The organism is Halalkalibacter sp. HAAS-P013 (genome assembly GCF_056619925.1).
In genome coordinates this window covers 84,063-103,303 of the sequence record NZ_JBWQTU010000014.1, presented here as the reverse complement: position 1 = coordinate 103,303, position 19,241 = coordinate 84,063, and the positions used below count along the sequence as shown (strand labels likewise).

Here is a 19,241-nt window from a genome sequence, read left to right as displayed (position 1 = left end):
TTTGTTTAATAAAGAGGTAAAGTATCTATTAATAACAACCACAACAAACAAGCCCACTAAAATAGTGAGCTCAAAAGCAAACGAGGGTTGAAAAAATTTATTCTTTTAGGTTGCGAAACTATCCAGAAATCTTTTTCATCCAATCAACGATTCCCATATTCTCTTCTAGACGAAGTTGTTCTACGTTCTTATGACCAAGGACCTTCCCATTTTTAATCAAAACAACTTCATCAAGTATGGCTTCAATTTCTCTAATTTCATGTGTCGTAATTAACACGACTTGACGTTCCAAATCAATAAAGGAAATCAAACCTTTTACAATAGAATCTCGTACCATTGGATCAAGGCCAGAAAGTGGTTCATCCATTAAAATAACCGGCACATCTCTTGAAAGGGTTAATACAATTTTTAATCGTCCTCGATTCCCTTTGGAAAGATGCTTAAGCTTTGCTCCACGGTCCAAATTCATGAATGTACGAATTTCCTCCGCCTTTTCTATATTGAAATCGGGAAACTGCGATGCGTAGAAATCAATGGTTTGGCCTACATTATAAAAATTATAATATTCATCTAACTCCGAGAGATACGACACTTGATTTGCAATCCGACTAATCTTTTTCCCATTAACAGTTATAGAGCCTTTTGTTGGGTGAGAAAGACCTGCAATTAATTTTAATGTTGTTGATTTCCCACTACCGTTTTCTCCAACAAGACCTATGATTTTCCCTTTTGTTAATTCAAGATCAACATCCTTAAGCGCAATTTTATTAATAAACCTCTTGGTCACTTCGTGCAGTTTAATCATCGAACTCCACCACCTTGCCGTTTTTCAAATAAGCTTTAAGACCAGCTTCGATTTCATCATCAACATATCCCATTTCATGCATGCCTTTTACAAACGCTGAAATTTCAACTTCCTTAAGCTGCTCTCTCATTTCTTGTAATGTTCGCTCATTCTCAGTAACAAACGTTCCTTGACCTCGCTTTGTTTCCACAATCTTCATCCCCTCTAACTCCCGGTAAGTCCGTTGTACGGTATTTGGATTTACGCTTGCTTGAATCCCCATCTCTCGAACTGATGGAAGCTTGTCACCGGGTTTTAACTCTCCACGCAAAATTTGTTTTTTTATTCTTTCAGCAAGTTGGCTGTATATCGGTTGTGATGATTGGAACATATCTGTCATATCTTACACCTCTACTTTTCGATCTAGCATCCAACAGGATGCAGCAAATAAGGCGACAACCACAAACGACTCAAATAAGTAAGTACCTAAGTAAAAACTAAGATTGCCTATATCTGTTACAACTTCTGTTCCTGTTTCTAAATTCGTTGTAATGTTAATGCCCTCAGCAATTCCTGTAAGGTGAATCTCTCCCCATTTTGTTAACACACCATATACAGCTGTATGTTTAAACCAGCTATAGACAAAAGAAGTTAAAATGAAAAAGACAATTGTCGCTAGAAAGCTTAAAAAAGATCCCATATATCGATTACACAACAAAAAAATCATCCAATAAAAAATAGCAAAAACTCCAAAGCTTACTGCAAGTAAAACTACGTGGGTTCCTCCGACCATCCCTGCATTCATGATATTAATGGTATTTAACTGTTCAGAAATATGCACAGACTGGTTTATCGCCATAAGTAGGGTCGCTCCTGTAATCGCCAATGTGATGAACATCGATACTAATCCAGCTACCAGTTTAGCTAAAAGAAGACCATATCCCGGCATCGTACTGTGAAGCCACAGGTGTAACTTTTTCTTTTCTACATGTAAACTATTTAACATGTAATAAATTAAATAGAACACTTGAAACCCTGTTGCAAAAAGAGCCACCGCCATAATGGCTTCCCATGTAAAGTCATAACGAGAACCAAAATATGCTGCAATGACCAGTGAAATCAAAAATGCAATAATCGGCCCTAAAAAAGCTGACATCCCTAATCTTATCTCTTTTTTTAATAAACTTACCCAAACATTCATATTTGAGACCTCCTTAAATGTACATAATATTACTGTATTAATCAAATAGTACACTAATACAAAGATACAGTCAATGGTATGAATGCCTAATTTCGAGGTCATTTAGCAAGTTAAACCAACCAAAAAAAGACTGTTGAGTTCAACAGTCTTTTCGTTTACTTATTTATTGATGTGCTGCAATTTCTTCTTCAAGCAATTCTAGCATTTCGCGACCTTCGTCACCGACAACTTCATCGCGGAAGAAGTCACGAACTGGCAATGCTAGCTCACGGAACGCTTCACGCTCTTCTTCTGTTAACTCGATTACCTCTGTTGCATTATCAGTATCATTAATAATCACATCTAAATGCGATTCGTTCATTTCTGCTTGCATTTCGAATACACGTGGTTGCATTTCTTCAACTGTTTCATCAATTAATGCACGAATGTCATCTGGTAAGCCATTGTAAAAATCTGGGTTAACCGTTGTCATTGCTACATAATTATTGTGGTTAGAAATCGTCATATAATCTTGTACTTCATGGAATGATGCAGCTTCAATGAAGAAGATTGGATTTTCTTGACCGTCAACCGTGCCTCGATCAAGGGAGTGATATAATTCAGCCCAAGTCATCGGAGTCGGCTCAGCACCATATGCTGCGTAAGACTCCATAATTAATGGGGATTCTTGTGTACGCATTTTAAAACCTTCGAAGTCTGCAGGTGTACGTAATTCGCTACTTCCTGTCCACTGCATCGCACCTTCAGTGAAAAATGCTAACGGCTTAATGTTATGAGCTTCATACATACCAGCTAAATGTTTATGTAGCGCTTCACTTGTATTAAGAATTTCTTGAGTTAGTTCTTGATCATCTGGGAAAAGGAATTGTAGAGCAAATACCTGACCTTCCGCTACCATCGTACCCGTAAATCCTGGAGAAACAATCGCAAATTCAAGCAATCCATCTTGTAACTGCTCAACCTGGTCTACTTCACTACCAGGAAGCTCCCCAAATGCATATACATCAATATTTATTTGTCCATCAGACTTTTCATTAATTAAATCGGCAAATTCACTTGCATATTCATATTGAACTTGACCTGGCTCTTCTTCTGTTGCAAAGCGCCACTCATACGTTTCCTGTGTTTCAACAGCAGTACCATCATCTGTAGCACCATCATCTGTTCCTGTTTCATCACTTCCACAAGCAGCCAGTGCCAAAGATAAAGCTCCTGCTACTGCAAATGTTTTCCATCCTCTTTTCTTAAAAAACATCAAATACCCCCTGTTTTTTTAATATAGAAATCTATTTTCAAGAAAATCTCTTACGCTCACTTTACAGCAAGAAAAGTGAGATTTCCTCAAATAGTATAATAAGTACGGATGCAATAAGTAGCATCACAATATACGGTGGTGTTCCTTTAATGACATCCAAATATGATTTATTAAACACAGCACTTGCGGTAAATATATCAACCCCAAATGGTGGAGTAGCAGATCCTAACGCTGCCTGGAATACAATTACAACCCCTAAATGAATGGGATCGACCCCAGCTGCTGTTGCTGCTGGATAAAAAATCGGTGTCAAAATTAAAATGACAACAATTGGATCGACAAACATACAACCAATAAAGAAGAAAAGGGCTACGATCACTAGAACATATAATGCTGATGGATCTGGTCCAAGTACCGCCTCCGTTAGCATTCTCGGTACTCTCGCATAAGAGATCAGCCACGAAAATGCTTGACCCGCTGCCACTAAAATGAAAACAGCTGAGGTCACTAAGCCTGTTGAAAGAGCGATTTTTGGTATATCTGGTAGTTTAATGGTTCGAAAAATGAAAAGCTCTAGTATTAATGCATAAAGGACAGATATCCCTGCAGCCTCTGTAGGACTGAAATAACCAAAGTAAATCCCACCTACAATAATTGCTGGAAAACCTAAAGGAAATAAGGCTTTTACCGTAACGCGCCATCGTTCTTTCCATGTGTATTTCTCAGCTAATGGAATCTTATAGATTCTCGCATGGATATAACTGTATATTGCGAACATTCCAAATATTAGTAACCCTGGTCCAATCCCTGCTATAAACAGGTCCCCTACGGATACACTCGGTGCAGCCAGCCCATAAATAATCATCCCAATACTTGGCGGGATTAATAGAGCTATGTCACTCGCGTTAATAATCAGCGCAATCGCACTTGAGTCCTTGTACCCTACAGATAAAAGCCGTTTACGCATCGGTGTTCCAATGGCGACAACCGTTGCTTGAGTTGAGCCTGATATGGAACCGAAAAGTGTACAGGCAGCCGCAGTTGTAATTGCATAGCCTCCACGCAGATGCCCAATAAATGCACCAACAAAATCTAATAGCCGTTTCGATGTTTTTCCCGTAGACATAATGTCGGCTGCAAAGATAAACAGCGGAACCGCTAGTAGAACATAAGATGATATCCCCTCCATCATCTGTTGAACGATAAACATCGTGTTTACGTTAGGTAAAAAGAAAAATACAAGCACAATGGATGCAACCATCATTGGAACCATCATTGGAAATCCTAATAACAGCAGGCCAAACATTATAGCTAACATAGTTGCTATCATTCTCAATTCCTCGCAGTCTTTGTATAGTTTCTTAGCTTAAGAGATGTTTACGATATTACGAATAGTCTTTCTTTTCTTGAGCCAAGTAGACTTCCTTTTCTCTAATATTTACCCACATATTTCGTAAAAATTGGATACCTCCAAGTACCAAGCCGATGAAAACGAAAATCGCAAAGAAGTATACTGGTACTTGCATGGCAGATGTAACTCGACCAGAATCAACGAGCGACATAAAATAGCCATAGGCAAACACAGAGAAAGTAAAAAGGACCACTGAGGTTACCGCTGGAATGATAATGGCAAGCAATTTTCGAATGCGAAATGGAGCTATATCATAAAAAGCCGTCATACTGATATGCCTACCTTTTCTGGCTGCATAACTAATTCCAATAAAGGTTGCAACAGTTACAGCCAAGCGACTAACTTCTTGGTGAAACGCCCAGCTAGAGCCTAAAATAGCTCGGCTTAATACATTGCCTACAACCATGATGGCGATTAAGATAATCGAATAGCTTAAGATTAGCTCTTCCATTTTGACAACCCATCGGTCTAACGTTCGCAATGCTTTCAATGAGTGTTCTCCCTCCTTTTTTAAAGAATTATCAAGTTAAACTAAATAGTTCAAAAACACCAAGTACCATAATCATACTGGAAGAAACTTCCCATCTCAAACGTGATATGTACGCTTGTTCTTTCCTATATTTGCATATTTGAGCATCTACCTAGCTAACAACACTCTTATAGCCTAATCCTCTAAACAGCGCTTGTATATTCTAAAATGCTCCACTCTTATAAGAAGAAAGACCTAACCAAAAGGCTCATGCATGGCTGTTGCGATACTAAAAAAGCCTGCTATAAGTGGAATACTCATAGCAAACTCTCAATGTGAGAAACCATTTCTGGCTATTGAAAAAGTTGGTTCCTATTTTTCATTAGACCTTTCATCCTATTTCTACACTTCAAAACACATCGTTCATATGACGTTTCACTTACTAAAACGAGTTAATAGGGCTTTTGTATCAGTCTTCTTTGTTAATTACAACTTGCGCAAGCGTTCTTGCCATTGCTCCTGTGCCACCTAAAGGTCCAAGGTTAGAAGCTTTTGATTGCCACGCCGTTCCTGCAATGTCAAGATGTACCCAAGGTGTTTCTTCAGCAAATTCACCAATAAACAAACCAGCTGTAATACTTCCTGCTGGGCGTCCTGGTGCATTATTTAAATCTGCAACATCACTTGTTTTGAGCATTTTTTTGTATGGAGCGTAGTTTGGCAGACGCCAGATCCACTCTCCTGTTTCAACGGATGCTTCTAATACTTCCTCCATTAACTCTTCATTATTCGTAACAGCTCCTGTTGTGCAATCACCAAGAGCAATAATAACCGCTCCAGTAAGTGTCGCTACATCAATGAGTGATGTTGCACCTAGCTGTTTCGCATATGTAATTCCATCAGCTAAAATTAAACGTCCTTCTGCATCAGTATTACGAACTTCAATCGTCTTGCCGCTTAACGAAGTTATGACATCACCTGGTTTTAGTGCTGAACCATTTAATAGGTTTTCTGAAGATGGAATAACAGCTAAGACGTTGACCCTTGGTTTCACCGTACCGATAATGTCCATCGCTCCAAGAACAGCTGCGGCTCCCCCCATATCCATTTTCATTTGATGCATATTTTCACGTGGCTTGATTGAGATACCACCTGAATCAAATGTTAAGCCTTTTCCTACTAAACCGATGATCTCATCTGAACTAGAGTTGCCGCTATATTTTAGGACAATCATTTTAGGAGGCTGGTCACTCCCCGCTGCTACCGCAAGTAACGCTCCCATTCCTAGTTTTTCCATTTCTTCACGTTCAAGAATTTCATACTCAAATCCATGTTTTTTTGCTAATGCAACTGCTTCTTCCGCCAAATCTGTCGGTGTCATCAAGTTTCCTGGTGTATTCACAAGCTTACGAGCCCGATTAGCGCCTTGCCCATATGTATAACCAACTTGTACAGCTTCTTTTAGGTCAACCTCTTCTCCATATAAAACGACTTCTTCTAAGTTCACATCGACTTCATTTGTTTTTTCCTTATAATCTAATACGGTATACGTACCCAGGGCAAGAGCCTCACCGATTAAGACAGCTGCATCATTTTTATCTACTGATACACTTACAAAACTTTCAACTAGGAAAGCGACCGTTTTAATCTTGTCCCTTTTCAATTGCTGACTAGCACTAGCTATTACTTCACGAACCGATTCAGTCGTTGAATCTTCTTTTTTCCCAAGTCCTACTACATAAACTGTCTCAGAATTCATGTTATCCATTGTATAAAGAATTGTTCTTTCACCATGTTTTGCTTTCTTCATTTTTTTAAGCTTTGAAATTTGCTTATGAAGCTCGTTGTCGACCTTTTCTACTTCGGGATGAAGTGCTACTTCCTCAAAAATTCCTAGTACAAGTACATTATGCTTTTTTTCACTTTGAAACACCGGTAAAGTTTTAAACACCTAAATCACTCCTTATTTAGTATCTCGTAATTTATTATACATCTCTTCTTCACTTATTTCGACAAACGAAATGATAACACGTCAATAAAATGTGATCTATTAACGAACACTAAACCTAACTAAATCTCTTTTTATGATATAATGAGAAACGCAATCTCCTCTAAAATTAGCCTCATATCTATGGTCACGTTCATGATATTTTTGGCTTTTAATATTAATTTTATTTGGCTGTTTTCGTTAAGATTGTTGAAATAGTTTTCCTCGTAGTGAAATGGAGCGGAAGTCACTCGACTCCTGCGGGATGCAGAGGTAGGGGCGAGACCCCACAGGCACAGCCGAGGAGGCTCGGCACCTCCTTGCGGGTGCGAGTGACTGGAGCGCAATGGAACGAACATGTGAAAAACACGTAAGCCATAAAAAACAACAAAGTATGCGAAAACAGCTTTTATTTTTAAAGAAAACTATAAAAAGTTTAATAATGACCACTGCAAGGAATAAAAACTAAGTATCTCAATTGTTTTACAGGAAAGGACGTATTCATGGAAATTTTTCACAACTTCCCGTTATGGGCAGCATTGTTTGCCATTGGATTTGCTCAATTTGTAAAAGTTCCACTTGCTTTTATAGCAACGAGGAAATGGGAATGGTCCCTATTAACAAGTACAGGCGGAATGCCAAGTTCACACTCAGCTGCTGTTACGGCTTTGTCCACAGCTATTGCTCTTGAATTTGGTTTGGATTCTTCCGTCTTTGCTATCGCCGCTGTTTTTGGCATCATTGTCATGTTTGATGCAACTGGTGTAAGGCGTCATGCTGGTTATCACGCAACTGTCATTAACCAACTTGTTACTGATTTTAATAAACTGGTCGCCGAAGTGAAATCGTGGCCTCAAAAAGAAGAAACAGAAAAAAGAAAAGAATTAAAAGAGCTACTCGGCCATCAACCAATCGAAGTTTTTTTCGGTGCACTACTTGGCATTTTCCTTACATTAACGTTACATGTAATCATTCACTAACACTACGAGAAGGGAGTAAATAAATGAGACTTATTTCAATATGTCCAAGCAATACGGAGCTCGTTGCTTACTTAGGCCTAACACCAAATTTAGTTGGTGTTGATGATTACTCAGATTGGCCAAAAGAAATCAACAACTTACCAAGATTAGGACCTGATCTTTCCATTCGAATCGATGAAGTAGAAGCATTGAAACCAGACCTTGTGCTTGCTTCACTTAGTGTTCCTGGAATGGAACGGAATGTTGAACAATTACAAGAAAGAGGCATTCCTCATGTTGTGTATAACCCGAACTCACTACAGGATATTAAAAATAATCTTCTCGATTTGGGTAGACGAACGAACAAAGAAGAAAAAGCACAAAAAGTTGTTCACAAGTACGAAAGCTTTATACATACATATCAAGAAAGGACAATGCAAGTCGAGCGTTGTAGCCTATATTGGGAATGGTGGCCTAAACCTGTATTCACTCCAGGAGGAAAAAATTGGTTAACCGAAATTAGTATGTTGGCTGGAGGGGAAAATATATATCACGATGTAGACAAAGCTAGTATACAAACTGATTGGTCTGATGTGGCCCATCACAAACCTGACCATATTTGTTTAGCCTGGGTCGGCGTTCAGACAGATAAAGTAAAGCCAGAGCTACTTTGGAAACGGCCCGATTGGCCAAGCTTGCATGCTCTTCAAACAAATCAAGTGCATGTCTTAGAAGAGCCGTTATACTGCCGACCTTCTCCTCGTCTTTTGTTAGGCCTTAAGAAGCTAGCAGCCATTTTGCACCCTACTGTGATGCCACTAGATGACGAACTTGACCCCTTGCTCGAGGTTGACTAAGTACGGATGATAAAAAATGACGTGTTGAACTACAATCAGTTAACACGTCATTTTGCTAAATTGTTTAATCAAACATTTGATTACGAAACACTTGGACAGCTTCATCATCATTCAATTTTTTAAACTCTTCTTCAGACAGATTTCCATCACCAGTTTTCACGACAAACACTTCAACTTCTTGCTTGCCCCATTGATTGAAAACATCATTTACCGTTTCATAATATAAATCAATTCGATTTCCTTTTATTGCAGATCCGGTATCAGCCACTACTCCATAACCATATCCTGGGATGAACAAAACCGTACCAATCGGATACACATTTGGGTCTGCTGCAATTGTGGAGTAAACGTCACGCTTCACTTGTACCCCAGAAAACGTAATGCCGTAACTAGGATCTCCGGGGTTTTTGCCTGTCGACTCATAGCCTGCCGTATAACCTGTTGCCACAACGGTATGTGAAGGATATTGAGACCAATCAATGGCTTCCTCTAAAGAAACAGGCTCTGACTCAACAACGTCTTGTGACATCGATTGTTCTTCAGTTTTTACAGCTGGCAATGACCTTGCTCTAAGCGCCGTACCTTTGAATCCATTGTTCCTAGCTGTATGTAGTAGCTCTTCACGTTCATTTTCCAAGTTATTCATCATCCAATGTTGTAATTCAGCAGCACTAACACCAGAAAAAGTTTGAAATGTTGTAAACAACGCTGCTACAAATAGGCCGCTCATTAATACTCTGCGACCAACTGCTATCATGCTTACCACAAAATTTCACTCCTCTCTTGAATTCAGGATCCCCAGAGAAGTTGAAACTTATACAAACAAATTGGATGAACATTTCAGAAAACGAAACATTTTAATAATATATAGCATTAAAGAGAGTTCTGCCCCCGCCGGAAATAATCTAGAAATAAAAAAAGCAATCTCAAAGGTCCGATCTTAGACCTTTGAGATTGCCTTTTAAAACATTTGATATCCTCTTACACGTAACATCTTTATGACTATTCCAGCAATGATTGCACCAATAAATCCACTTGTTAAGACTAAAATATCGACAAAATGTAGTGCGAGTAAATCAGATCCTAACATCGACAATGATGTAAGCGGTGCTGTAAAATATTCGAAGAAACTAACGTTATCAACAATTAAAATTACAATAATTGGATAGATAAAGGCCATTACCCACGTAGAACGTAAAATCATATTTAACAGAAATCCTATCCCAAAAAATAATATCAGAAATAGGACCATTGATATTAATAATTGCGGCAAATTCATAGCTTGCACCCCCATGTCCTTTTTAAGTTTACTGAACACTGGGGTTTGAAGTCAACTCAATGTATTGACATCTTTGTGGCAAAAACAAAAATTATGTTCTTGCCATTACAAGCAATTATTCACACTCTATAAAAAATGAGTAACTTAATGATTTTGATATCTTTTTTTAAAAGCAACTAAAGACCATTCCGTCACGCCTACGCTTGTTGCTCTTACCCTTCTCCATTACACTTATTGCATGTTTCACTCCCACCAAGGAGAAGTTGAAAATACCCTGTTCCTTCACAATAAGGACATTGTTCTGTAGCTGTTTGTGTAGACGAATTCTTCATCACTTTTCCCCCCTGTTGATAGTTTAGCCTATTAAAGAAATATTATCAGAATCTTTACAATATTAAAACCTCGTTACATTATCTCACGATGTAATGTAAGCGCAAACAACACACTCTTGCTATATATTTTTCAACTATTCTTACTTTTTCATACACAAAAAAACGAATGCAATTCCGCATTCGCTTTTTTTGCCTTATTACATTGGGTTCTTTCCACGTTTTAACACGAGGGCAGGTCCACCTAAAAGGAATAAATAACGGTTATCGATCATCTTTTTCATAAAGTTAGCAGATGTACCGAATAACTTTCTAGTCCCAACTACACCGATAGCTTCTTTCCCACCAAGAGATGCAACTGTTCCTTTGATATCAGGCTTAAATTGTTTAAGTGAGTCGCCTTTCATAAGAGCTTTGATGTTACTTGCACAAACTTCAGCCATTTGCATAGCAATTTGAGCAGTTGGCGGGTAAGGACGATTGATTTCTTCATTAATCATTAGAGCACAGTCACCAATAACAAAAATGTTTTCGTGACCTGGAGCACGTAAGTCTAAATCAACTTTAATACGTCCGCGCATTGCTTCAAAGCCTGATTTCTCAATGACAGAGCTTCCACGAACTCCAGTAGCCCAGACAACCGTTCCTGCTTTAATCTCATCGCCACTAGCAAGTGTTACGCCTGATTCAGTCACTTCTTTGATCGGGCAGTTAATCTTGAATTCCACACCACGGCTCTCAAGTAAGTTCATCGCATATTCCACTAATTCAGGATCGAACCCTGGCAAAGCAGAAGGAGCAGCTTCGATTACGTACATTTTCACTTTTTCTTTAGGGACATCGTAATGTGCACAAAGTTCAGGTAAGCGCTCTGATAATTCACCAATGAACTCAATACCTGTAAAACCAGCACCAGCTACGATAAATGTTAATAGCTCGTCCTGCGGCTCAGGAGTATTGTTATACTTTGCAAACATGTACTCAATATGTTCTTTCACTTCACGAGCACCGTTTACTGTCCACTTACTGAATGCGTGTTCATAAACACCTGGAACACCAAATGTTTCCGCTTCAGAACCTAGTCCAACTACGAGGTAATCGAATTCAAGTTCACCGTTTTCAAGTACGACTCTCTTTTCTTCACGCTTAATTTCTACAACACTGTCTTTAACAAATTTAATTTTGTTAAGATCAAGCACACTGTTGATAGGCATACGTGTACGTTCTGGAGATAGCGTACCAGCAGCTGGTTCATGTAACCAAGTTGTTTGATAGTGATAGTCATGCTTGTTAACTAAAGTAATGTTTGCTTCATTATGGCCTAGTTGCTTTGTAAGACGTGATGCTGTGATCATTCCAGCATAACCAGCGCCAAGAATAACGATATTTGGCTTTTTCAATTTCATCACTTCCATCTTCTAAATAATTTTTCTTCTATATTTTCCCCCGAAAAACAACATTGTGATTCTTTTCACGAATAAGTATAGAATAATAGCTAGTTATTAATAATAAATTTCGTAAAAAAGTCACAAAACCCACCTTTAATAATATGTTTTTTCGACGTATTTTTCAACTACTTTTAAAAATAATTATTCTTTTTCTTGTCCTTTTACTCACTTTTCTTTTACTCGCTATTAATGTAAGCGAAAGCGAAAAAACTTATGCATTCAGCATTTCGTTTTTTCTCAAAAAAAGATCTTCTTACAAAAAGTAAGAAGATCTTTAATCATTAGCAATCTTCAGGTGTCCCTGCATTCGTTGCTGTTCTAAATGATGAACCACATCCACACGAAGCAATAGCATTGGGATTATCAATTGTAAACCCGCCACCCATCATGTTTTGCTTGTAATCAACAACAAGCCCTTTGACGATTGGTTCACTTTCCTTATCAACTAAAACAGAGAGCCCATTTATATTAAGCAATGTATCCTCTTCATGCTTTTCTGTATCAAAACCCATTCCATAAGATAGACCACTACAGCCGCCACCTTTTACACCGATACGAAGCATTAAGCTTTGATCACCTTCAGCTTCCATCATGTCTTTAATTTGGCTTACTGCTGCATCTGTTATTGTAATCATGACACCCCTCCTAATCGCTGTTACGATTAGTATAACCGTTAATACTTATTACCTCAAGGTACGTGCTCACCCAATTTTTTAGAAGGATAAGGAACTTTCCCATTCTTTCGTTCCTGTCATTTCTAATAAAATCACTTTGTTATGTGCACGATCTAACTCCTGACTATAATGCAGAACGATAGGATGACTCAATCCGTATTGTCCTGCTGCAGCAACCATCTTGTTACGGAGTTCTTCTATTTTTTCCATACAGGCGTCTTGTTTCAATACTTTGTTCATCTCCACCATCCCCCCCATTTACAACTTCTATTTATCTGCACACTTCATAAATCAATTTTACCAAGTAAGTGGAAATCTGTGCAAGACCAAATAGTAAAAAAGTATGTATTCACATTTTTTCCAAATTTAGAAATACCCTGTATATACCAAAACGACTCTATTTCTTTCATTAAGCCTATTCTGATAGTATAATAGTAGGCAAACACGAAAGATCTTAATCACTTACTAAATATATTTCTATAAAAACAAGCATATTCCTTCAAAAAAAATGAATGATTTTAGGAATTTTGTTACGGTTTAATGAAGAAATGGAGGACAAGTACGGATGGGAATAATTTTAACGGATACAAAATTACAATCAATTGCCGAAAAGGTGAACCACGGCGAACGTCTGACAATTGAGGATGGCCTTTATTTATTTGAAAGTCCTGATTTATTAGGAATTGCTCAATTAGCCAATCAAGTAAATCAGAAAAAAAACGGGGATAATGTTTATTTTATTGAAAATATGTACATTAACCCTACAAATGTTTGTGAAGCTAGCTGCGGTTTCTGTGGATTCAAACGTAAGCCTGGGGATGAGGGCGCTTATACGATGGACAGTGACGCATTGTTAGAATATGTGGAAAAAAGATGGAATGATAACATTCGCGAGTTCCATATTGTCGGCGGACATAATCACGAAGTACCTTTTGACTATTACTTAAATACTATTCGAACATTAAAAAAGCACTACCCACAAGTTACCGTAAAAGCATACACAGGTGCCGAAATTGAGTTTTTCTCTCGTATTTCTGGTTTATCTATGAAAGAAGTATTAGAAGAGCTAATTAAAGCAGGTCTTGATACACTACCAGGAGGTGGAGCAGAAATTTTAACTGAGCGCTACCGTTTAAAAATGAGCCCAGATAAAGCATCGACAGACCAGTGGTTAGAAGCTCACGAGATTGCTCACAACCTAGGATTAAAAACACATGCAACTATGCTTTATGGTTCCATTGAAACGAAAGAAGAACGGCTGATCCATATGGACCGTTTGCGCCAGCTCCAAGACCGCACAAATGGTTATATGGTATTCATTCCGCTTGCGATGCAGCCTCGTAGCATTAATGCTGGAATTAAGCGTCGTACAACAGCTTATGATGATATGCGTACACTTGCAATCAGTCGATTAATGCTCGATAACTTTGATCATATTAAAGCATATTGGATTAACATTGGAGTTCAATTAACACAAATGGCGCTTACGTTTGGTTCTAGTGACATTCACGGAACGTTAATTGAAGAACGAATTTCCCACGCAGTTGGCGCATTAACGTCACAAGGTATTACGCGTGAAGAGCTTGTTTACCTTATTAAGAGCGCTGGTAAAACACCAGTTGAACGAGATACATTTTATAATGTGGTGAAAACTTACTAGGAGTTCCTTGAGGGGGAGTTCCTACGGAGTGCAAATTACAGATGATAGTGGTTCTCCATCCACAGGTGATTCCCATTAATTCAAAGAAAAACAGTCTTTCATTGCAGATGAAAGACTGTTTTCTTTATTTACCTTAATATTGGTCTTTATAACTTCGATGAAGACTGTTACTCTTGGATTTCAAACACGTTTTGGACTTCATACCCCCGATGATGTCCTCTCCCCTTTGAATTTCTTGCCAGTAATAAAATGCAAAACAAGCTAGGCAGTCCATCCTAGCTTGTTTCCTCATTAAACAAACATTTGTTTAAGATAGTTAAACAAACATTTGATCAAGTTATTTACGTTCAAAAACACCTTCACAAATCACTTCAGCTGCACCGGTCATTAAAACATGACCATTCTCAAGCCATGTAATTCCTAAGTCTCCACCAAGAAGGTGAACCGTCACTTCATTCCCTTTTTCGGCATGTCCATTTAAGATCGCAGCGACAACAGCCGCACAAGCTCCTGTTCCGCATGCCTGAGTAATTCCAGAACCTCTTTCCCATACACGAAAATGAAGTTCTTTCTCAGATACTACTTCAACAAACTCAACATTCACCCATTCTGGAAAACGTTCATCCTTTTCCATTTTCGGTCCAATGGTTTCAACTGGTGCATTATTAATATCCTCGACAAACAGGACAGCATGTGGATTGCCCATAGAAACGGCCGTTACTTGAAACGTTTCATGCTCAATTCGAAAAGCTTCTGCTACTACTTCATCTTGGTCTTCTCCTAACATCGGAATCAACTGTCTTGAAAGAATAGGCTTTCCCATATCTATCGTAACCGTTTTGACTTTGCCCTCCGTTATATGAACAGTCGCCTCCACTAGCCCACCCAATGTTTCAATTTGAAAAGTCTCTTCTTTCACATAGCCATGTTCATAAGCAAATTTTGCGACACAACGTAAACCATTGCCGCAATTCTTTGCTTCGGAGCCATCATTGTTAAATACACGCATCTTCACAGGAGCAACTTCAGAAGGACAAACGAGGATCATTCCATCCGAACCAATCCCTTTGTTTTTATCAGCTATTTCAACAGCAAGCGGCGCTAGCTTGTCTTCAACAAGCGTTTGTTTAAACAAATCTACATAAATATAACTATTTCCTAACCCGTGCATCTTCGTAAAATGCATGCTCGTCAATCCCTTCTTAACTGCTTATCCGTCCAGAAATAATCTTGATCTGCTTCTAAAATGGTTAGCTTGCCATTACAGCATGGTAAGATCAAGATCGTTTTAATTCCTTCTTCCGCCCTCTTAAAATCGGACTTCTTCATATTTGTTAACACGTTCTCCGTGTGACAAAAGGGACAAGATTGTAAATAAATATCATCATAAAGGCGTTCGTATGGCCACGTATTTACAAAAGGAATGACATCCATCTGTCACACATCCTTTCTATATTAAAACATTGGGTTTTCTTCTAGATGCGTATATATATTTTCAACTAACTCTTCTGTCGTCTCACCAGAAACATATTCACCATTTACAAGAGCATATAGCTCTCTTGCACAATTTCCACAACTACTAAGACAACCATACTCGATAATATCTAAATTAGGATCTTTTTCTAATTCTTCCATGGCTTTTTGAGATCCACTTGCTAAGTTACTAAGACAAAACTCTATAATTGGACGCATTTGCTCTCACCTCTTCAATCTACCTCTTTATGCTACTCTCGCAATGAAAAGAAGTCAATTGCCAGGCCGTTATTTTCTAAGGATTTATTGAGTTTATCAAATTGAAAAAATGAGTACTGTAAAGACAAGCTTGAAAACGCTTTTAAAAAAGTCATAAATTTGTTGTTTTTTTATATATTTATCGTTATAATCAAAACTGACCAAGGTCACTTTTGGTGAGGAGAAGAAAAATGAACGAACGAGCGAAAAAAGAACAGACTAAAGCGCGGATAGAAGAAGCTGCATTAACTTTGTTTCGTGAAAAAGGATATTCCCGAACAACTGTACAAGAAATTACAAAAGCAGCAAAAGTAGCAAAGGGAACTTTTTTTAATTATTTTCCAACAAAAGACTCTATTATGCAATCACTTGCCAACGATTTGCTTTTAGCAGTTATGCCACATATTAAACAAACGCATTTAAGAAATCGGCCACTAGCGATTCGATTACGTTCGTATTTACAATTTATATTAACTGACTATGATCGATATCCTGCGCTAACCATCGAAATGTGGAATCACGTTCTTAAGGAACAAACGCTTCTTTTTACGCACTGGAATGAACTTTTACAAGATGCAAAATCACGAGGGGACATTAACTCAAGTGCTTCTATTGAAACATGGTCACATATCATTCACAGTTTAATTTCGCATGGCATTCAAAATTTTGCATCAGAACCAACTAAGACCCGTTTGCTTGAAAACGTAATGACTTTGGTCGAAGCCAGTCTTGAAGCAATTATTGAAAAAAGGGGACATTCGTTTATGAAAAAACTCGTAATCTTAGGTGCCGGTTATGGTGGGATGCGCATTCTTCAACGCCTTTTACCTGAAGGACTGCCTGAAGATGTTGAAATTACTTTAATTGACCGCTTGCCTTATCACTGTCTAAAAACAGAGTATTACGCGTTAGCAGCAGGAACAGCAGCCGATCATCACCTCCGTGTCAGCTTTCCTGAAGATGCAAGGCTCCAAATCAAATACGGAACGATAACAAATGTGAACTTAGATGAAAAAATGGTTGAGCTTGATAATGGTGATTTAGTTCCTTACGATAAATTAATTATTGGTTTAGGCTGTGAAGATAAGTATCATAACGTTCCAGGTGCAGCCGAATACACTCATAGCATTCAAACGATGGATAAAACGCGCAGAACATATGAAACGTTAAATAACGTACGCCCTAATGGGATTGTATCAATTGTCGGTGCAGGGTTGAGTGGGGTTGAACTAGCTAGCGAATTAAGAGAAAGTCGTCCTGATTTAACGATTAAATTGTTCGACCGTGGCGAAATCATCTTGTCTATGTTCCCACGAAAATTAAGTACGTATGTTCAAAACTGGTTTATCGATCACGGCGTTGATGTGATTAATAAATCAAATATTACAAAAGTCGAAGAAGGCATTCTTTATAATCATGACGAACCGATTAAATGTGATGCGATCATCTGGACTGCAGGGGTACAGCCGGTTGAAGTGGTTCGTAATTTAGATGTTGAAAAAGATAAACAAGGTAGAGTGATTTTAACACCACAACACTTCTTACCAACAGATGAAGATGTATTTGTTGTAGGCGACTGTGCTAGTCTCCCTCATGCACCAAGCGCTCAGCTTGCTGAGGGGCAGGCAGAACAAATTGTCACGATTTTGAAAAAGCAGTGGGACGGAGAACCACTTCCTGAAGAATTACCTCAAATTAAATTAAAAGGCGTGTTAGGCTCACTTGGAAAAAAACATGGATTTGGTTTAATGGGCGAACGCACATTGCTTGGTCGAGTGCCACGTGTTTTAAAGAGCGGCGTTCTTTGGATGTATAAATACCATTCAGGTTCTTAATATTTCAAAAAGACGAGCAACGACACGGCGTGTCGTTGCTCGTCTTTGATTACCCTATTTTTCAGAATTACCACGGCTTAATTCATTAATTTTAGCATGAATATCTTTCAGCTTCGGATTTCCTTCTGCTACAACCTCTCCCTCAAGTACAACTAAAGGGTAAAAAAATTCGTCCTCTTTAATGGCTTCCGCATAATATTTGTGGTTCTCATCATTTGTAGGCTCTTCAATGTCGACATACTCAAAATCAATAGCTATGTGAGGATATTTTCTTGTGATAGCTGCTTCCAACCACTCCATCGTCTCTTTGGCAGTAGGAAGATGAATACAACTCGCACACTTTTCCTCTGCTCCATAAACCGTCATTTTCAAATCGCACCCCACCCTTTTTACGTTCATGTTATGTATGGAATCATTATACGACAGTTTCACTCTTTTTTCTTCTCCTTCCATTATTTCACCTGTTCATCTGCGTAAATTCAAGCAGAATCATGGATTTTTTTTATAAACACCATTATAATAGGTAGTAGAAAGGAGTTGTTTTGATATGTCAACAAGTACTGAAATGGTTGAACAAGTTAGTGAAGTATTAGATAAGCTCCGTCCTTTCTTGCTACGTGATGGTGGAGACGTTGAGCTCGTAGATGTAGAAGATGGAATTGTGAAGGTTCGTCTTCTTGGCGCTTGTGGCTCATGCCCAAGTTCAACGATCACACTAAAAGCAGGTATCGAGCGCGCTCTTCTTGAAGAAGTGCCTGGAGTAAAGGAAATTGAGCAAGTCTTTTAATAGTTACCGCCCGACAATGTCGGGCGGTTCTTCTTTTTACAAGGCTTTTTTCGTAAAGGTTGTTGTTTTTATGTGGGTTACGTGTTCTTCACATGTTCGTTCCATTGCGCTCCAGCCACTCGCTTTCCGCGGGGAGGTGTCGAGTGACTTCCGCTCCATATCACTACGAGAAAACACATTGCTTCACAGCAACAATTTACGAAAACATCCCTTTAAAAAAAGCTAAGACTTCTGGCAGAAATCTTAGCTTTTTTATCTTTAAACTCTTCATGAGTTCTGACAAAGGATTGAAACATAAAAACCCCTCACATATAAAACTCCTCAAACAACGATTCAGCTTCCTCATAAGAAGCAAAAATGGCATCGTCTTCCTCTATAGGATGGTAAAAGTCAAATAGCAACAATGATAATCTGCTTGGATCCATAGGATCTCTAGCAATCGTCGCTTCTTGAACATTTGATACTGTTTGTGTGTGTGGATTTCGATAAATAATGTAAACTTGTTGTCCCTCTTCAAGTTGCTGAATATCAAGCATAGCGGGCCTCCTTTTTTTTGGTTTGCCCGCCATACTTGT

The 19,241-nt window shown here is 38.4% G+C and carries 23 protein-coding genes and 1 pseudogene; 6 read left to right on the top strand and 18 right to left on the bottom strand.

Annotated features, from left to right (window positions below; genetic code table 11):
• Nucleotides 1–118: 118 nt before the first annotated feature.
• The 7 genes from AC1FXP_RS18410 to AC1FXP_RS18380 all read right to left on the bottom strand — a co-directional run bounded on the left by AC1FXP_RS18410 (nt 119) and on the right by AC1FXP_RS18380 (nt 7,071).
• Entirely contained in the window at nt 119–805 is a 687-nt protein-coding gene (locus AC1FXP_RS18410) for an ABC transporter ATP-binding protein (RefSeq protein WP_480063453.1), read from the bottom strand.
• Nucleotides 798–1,184: a GntR family transcriptional regulator gene (locus tag AC1FXP_RS18405; protein ID WP_480063451.1), complete on the bottom strand. Its 387-nt coding sequence runs from the start codon at nt 1,182–1,184 to the stop codon at nt 798–800. Before AC1FXP_RS18405 ends, AC1FXP_RS18410 begins: the two co-directional genes overlap by 8 nt.
• Before the next feature lie 3 nt (nt 1,185–1,187).
• Nucleotides 1,188–1,985: a hypothetical protein gene (locus tag AC1FXP_RS18400; protein WP_480063449.1), complete on the bottom strand. Its 798-nt coding sequence runs from the start codon at nt 1,983–1,985 to the stop codon at nt 1,188–1,190.
• 163 nt (nt 1,986–2,148) lie between these two features.
• Entirely contained in the window at nt 2,149–3,240 is a 1,092-nt protein-coding gene (dctP, locus tag AC1FXP_RS18395) for a TRAP transporter substrate-binding protein DctP (RefSeq protein WP_480063448.1), read from the bottom strand.
• Nucleotides 3,241–3,301: 61 nt separating this feature from the next.
• Nucleotides 3,302–4,570 (bottom strand): TRAP transporter large permease, encoded by a 1,269-nt coding sequence (locus tag AC1FXP_RS18390; protein WP_480063447.1) that lies wholly within the window; start codon nt 4,568–4,570, stop codon nt 3,302–3,304.
• Between the two features lie 55 nt (nt 4,571–4,625).
• Nucleotides 4,626–5,141 (bottom strand): TRAP transporter small permease, encoded by a 516-nt coding sequence (locus tag AC1FXP_RS18385; RefSeq protein ID WP_480063445.1) that lies wholly within the window; start codon nt 5,139–5,141, stop codon nt 4,626–4,628.
• Between the two features lie 448 nt (nt 5,142–5,589).
• Complete coding sequence (locus AC1FXP_RS18380) at nt 5,590–7,071, bottom strand: leucyl aminopeptidase (protein ID WP_480063443.1); 1,482 nt, start codon at nt 7,069–7,071, stop codon at nt 5,590–5,592.
• 539 nt (nt 7,072–7,610) lie between these two features.
• Here AC1FXP_RS18380 and AC1FXP_RS18375 point away from each other — a divergent pair.
• Together AC1FXP_RS18375 and AC1FXP_RS18370 are read left to right on the top strand one after the other, a co-directional pair.
• Nucleotides 7,611–8,087 carry a divergent PAP2 family protein gene (locus tag AC1FXP_RS18375; protein ID WP_332633653.1) on the top strand — a complete coding sequence of 159 codons (477 nt, stop codon included), beginning with the start codon at nt 7,611–7,613 and terminating at the stop codon, nt 8,085–8,087.
• A 23-nt stretch (nt 8,088–8,110) separates the two neighbouring features.
• The gene (locus AC1FXP_RS18370; protein ID WP_480063441.1) at nt 8,111–8,923 is read left to right on the top strand and encodes a cobalamin-binding protein; all 813 of its coding nucleotides are present in this window, start codon (nt 8,111–8,113) and stop codon (nt 8,921–8,923) included.
• Nucleotides 8,924–8,987: 64 nt separating this feature from the next.
• On the opposite strand, the gene AC1FXP_RS18365 is transcribed toward AC1FXP_RS18370, so the two are convergent.
• The 6 genes from AC1FXP_RS18365 to AC1FXP_RS18340 all read right to left on the bottom strand — a co-directional run bounded on the left by AC1FXP_RS18365 (nt 8,988) and on the right by AC1FXP_RS18340 (nt 12,893).
• Complete coding sequence (locus tag AC1FXP_RS18365) at nt 8,988–9,680, bottom strand: 3D domain-containing protein (RefSeq protein ID WP_480063497.1); 693 nt, start codon at nt 9,678–9,680, stop codon at nt 8,988–8,990.
• Nucleotides 9,681–9,884: 204 nt separating this feature from the next.
• On the bottom strand, nt 9,885–10,202 hold the full coding sequence (locus AC1FXP_RS18360) for a YuiB family protein (protein WP_480063440.1): 318 nt from the start codon (nt 10,200–10,202) through the stop codon (nt 9,885–9,887).
• Nucleotides 10,203–10,414: 212 nt separating this feature from the next.
• The gene (locus AC1FXP_RS18355; protein ID WP_480063439.1) at nt 10,415–10,534 is read right to left on the bottom strand and encodes a YuiA family protein; all 120 of its coding nucleotides are present in this window, start codon (nt 10,532–10,534) and stop codon (nt 10,415–10,417) included.
• A gap of 197 nt (nt 10,535–10,731) precedes the next feature.
• Nucleotides 10,732–11,946, bottom strand: coding sequence for an NAD(P)/FAD-dependent oxidoreductase (locus AC1FXP_RS18350; RefSeq protein ID WP_480063438.1), 1,215 nt, complete (start codon nt 11,944–11,946; stop codon nt 10,732–10,734).
• A 314-nt stretch (nt 11,947–12,260) separates the two neighbouring features.
• Nucleotides 12,261–12,614 carry a HesB/IscA family protein gene (locus AC1FXP_RS18345; protein WP_480063437.1) on the bottom strand — a complete coding sequence of 118 codons (354 nt, stop codon included), beginning with the start codon at nt 12,612–12,614 and terminating at the stop codon, nt 12,261–12,263.
• A gap of 78 nt (nt 12,615–12,692) precedes the next feature.
• Complete coding sequence (locus AC1FXP_RS18340; protein ID WP_480063436.1) at nt 12,693–12,893, bottom strand: Spo0E family sporulation regulatory protein-aspartic acid phosphatase; 201 nt, start codon at nt 12,891–12,893, stop codon at nt 12,693–12,695.
• 325 nt (nt 12,894–13,218) lie between these two features.
• Here AC1FXP_RS18340 and mqnE point away from each other — a divergent pair, with 325 nt between their 5' ends.
• Nucleotides 13,219–14,313, top strand: a complete 1,095-nt coding sequence (mqnE, locus tag AC1FXP_RS18335; protein ID WP_480063435.1) for an aminofutalosine synthase MqnE — start codon at nt 13,219–13,221, stop codon at nt 14,311–14,313.
• Nucleotides 14,314–14,650: 337 nt separating this feature from the next.
• On the opposite strand, the gene dapF is transcribed toward mqnE, so the two are convergent.
• From dapF to AC1FXP_RS18320, 3 genes are read right to left on the bottom strand one after another with little or no spacing between them, the layout of a single operon-like run.
• Entirely contained in the window at nt 14,651–15,508 is an 858-nt protein-coding gene (gene dapF / locus AC1FXP_RS18330; RefSeq protein WP_480063434.1) for a diaminopimelate epimerase, read from the bottom strand.
• Entirely contained in the window at nt 15,505–15,747 is a 243-nt protein-coding gene (locus AC1FXP_RS18325; protein WP_250097803.1) for a hypothetical protein, read from the bottom strand. Before AC1FXP_RS18325 ends, dapF begins: the two co-directional genes overlap by 4 nt.
• A 21-nt stretch (nt 15,748–15,768) precedes the next feature.
• Complete coding sequence (locus AC1FXP_RS18320; RefSeq protein WP_480063433.1) at nt 15,769–16,005, bottom strand: YuzB family protein; 237 nt, start codon at nt 16,003–16,005, stop codon at nt 15,769–15,771.
• Nucleotides 16,006–16,235: 230 nt separating this feature from the next.
• Between AC1FXP_RS18320 and AC1FXP_RS18315 the strand changes: the two are divergent.
• Together AC1FXP_RS18315 and AC1FXP_RS18310 are read left to right on the top strand one after the other, a co-directional pair.
• Nucleotides 16,236–16,349 (top strand): annotated as a pseudogene (locus AC1FXP_RS18315) (TetR/AcrR family transcriptional regulator); the annotation flags it as partial.
• Between the two features lie 459 nt (nt 16,350–16,808).
• Entirely contained in the window at nt 16,809–17,879 is a 1,071-nt protein-coding gene (locus AC1FXP_RS18310; RefSeq protein WP_480063495.1) for an NAD(P)/FAD-dependent oxidoreductase, read from the top strand.
• A gap of 54 nt (nt 17,880–17,933) precedes the next feature.
• On the opposite strand, the gene AC1FXP_RS18305 is transcribed toward AC1FXP_RS18310, so the two are convergent.
• Nucleotides 17,934–18,245 carry a YuzD family protein gene (locus AC1FXP_RS18305; protein ID WP_480063494.1) on the bottom strand — a complete coding sequence of 104 codons (312 nt, stop codon included), beginning with the start codon at nt 18,243–18,245 and terminating at the stop codon, nt 17,934–17,936.
• A gap of 181 nt (nt 18,246–18,426) precedes the next feature.
• On the opposite strand from AC1FXP_RS18305, the gene AC1FXP_RS18300 reads away from it, so the two are divergent.
• The gene (locus AC1FXP_RS18300; protein WP_034626592.1) at nt 18,427–18,666 is read left to right on the top strand and encodes a NifU family protein; all 240 of its coding nucleotides are present in this window, start codon (nt 18,427–18,429) and stop codon (nt 18,664–18,666) included.
• A gap of 305 nt (nt 18,667–18,971) precedes the next feature.
• Here the strand turns inward: AC1FXP_RS18300 and AC1FXP_RS18295 are convergent, their stop codons facing one another.
• Nucleotides 18,972–19,202, bottom strand: a complete 231-nt coding sequence (locus AC1FXP_RS18295; protein ID WP_250097807.1) for a transcriptional regulator SplA domain-containing protein — start codon at nt 19,200–19,202, stop codon at nt 18,972–18,974.
• Nucleotides 19,203–19,241: the final 39 nt, after the last annotated feature.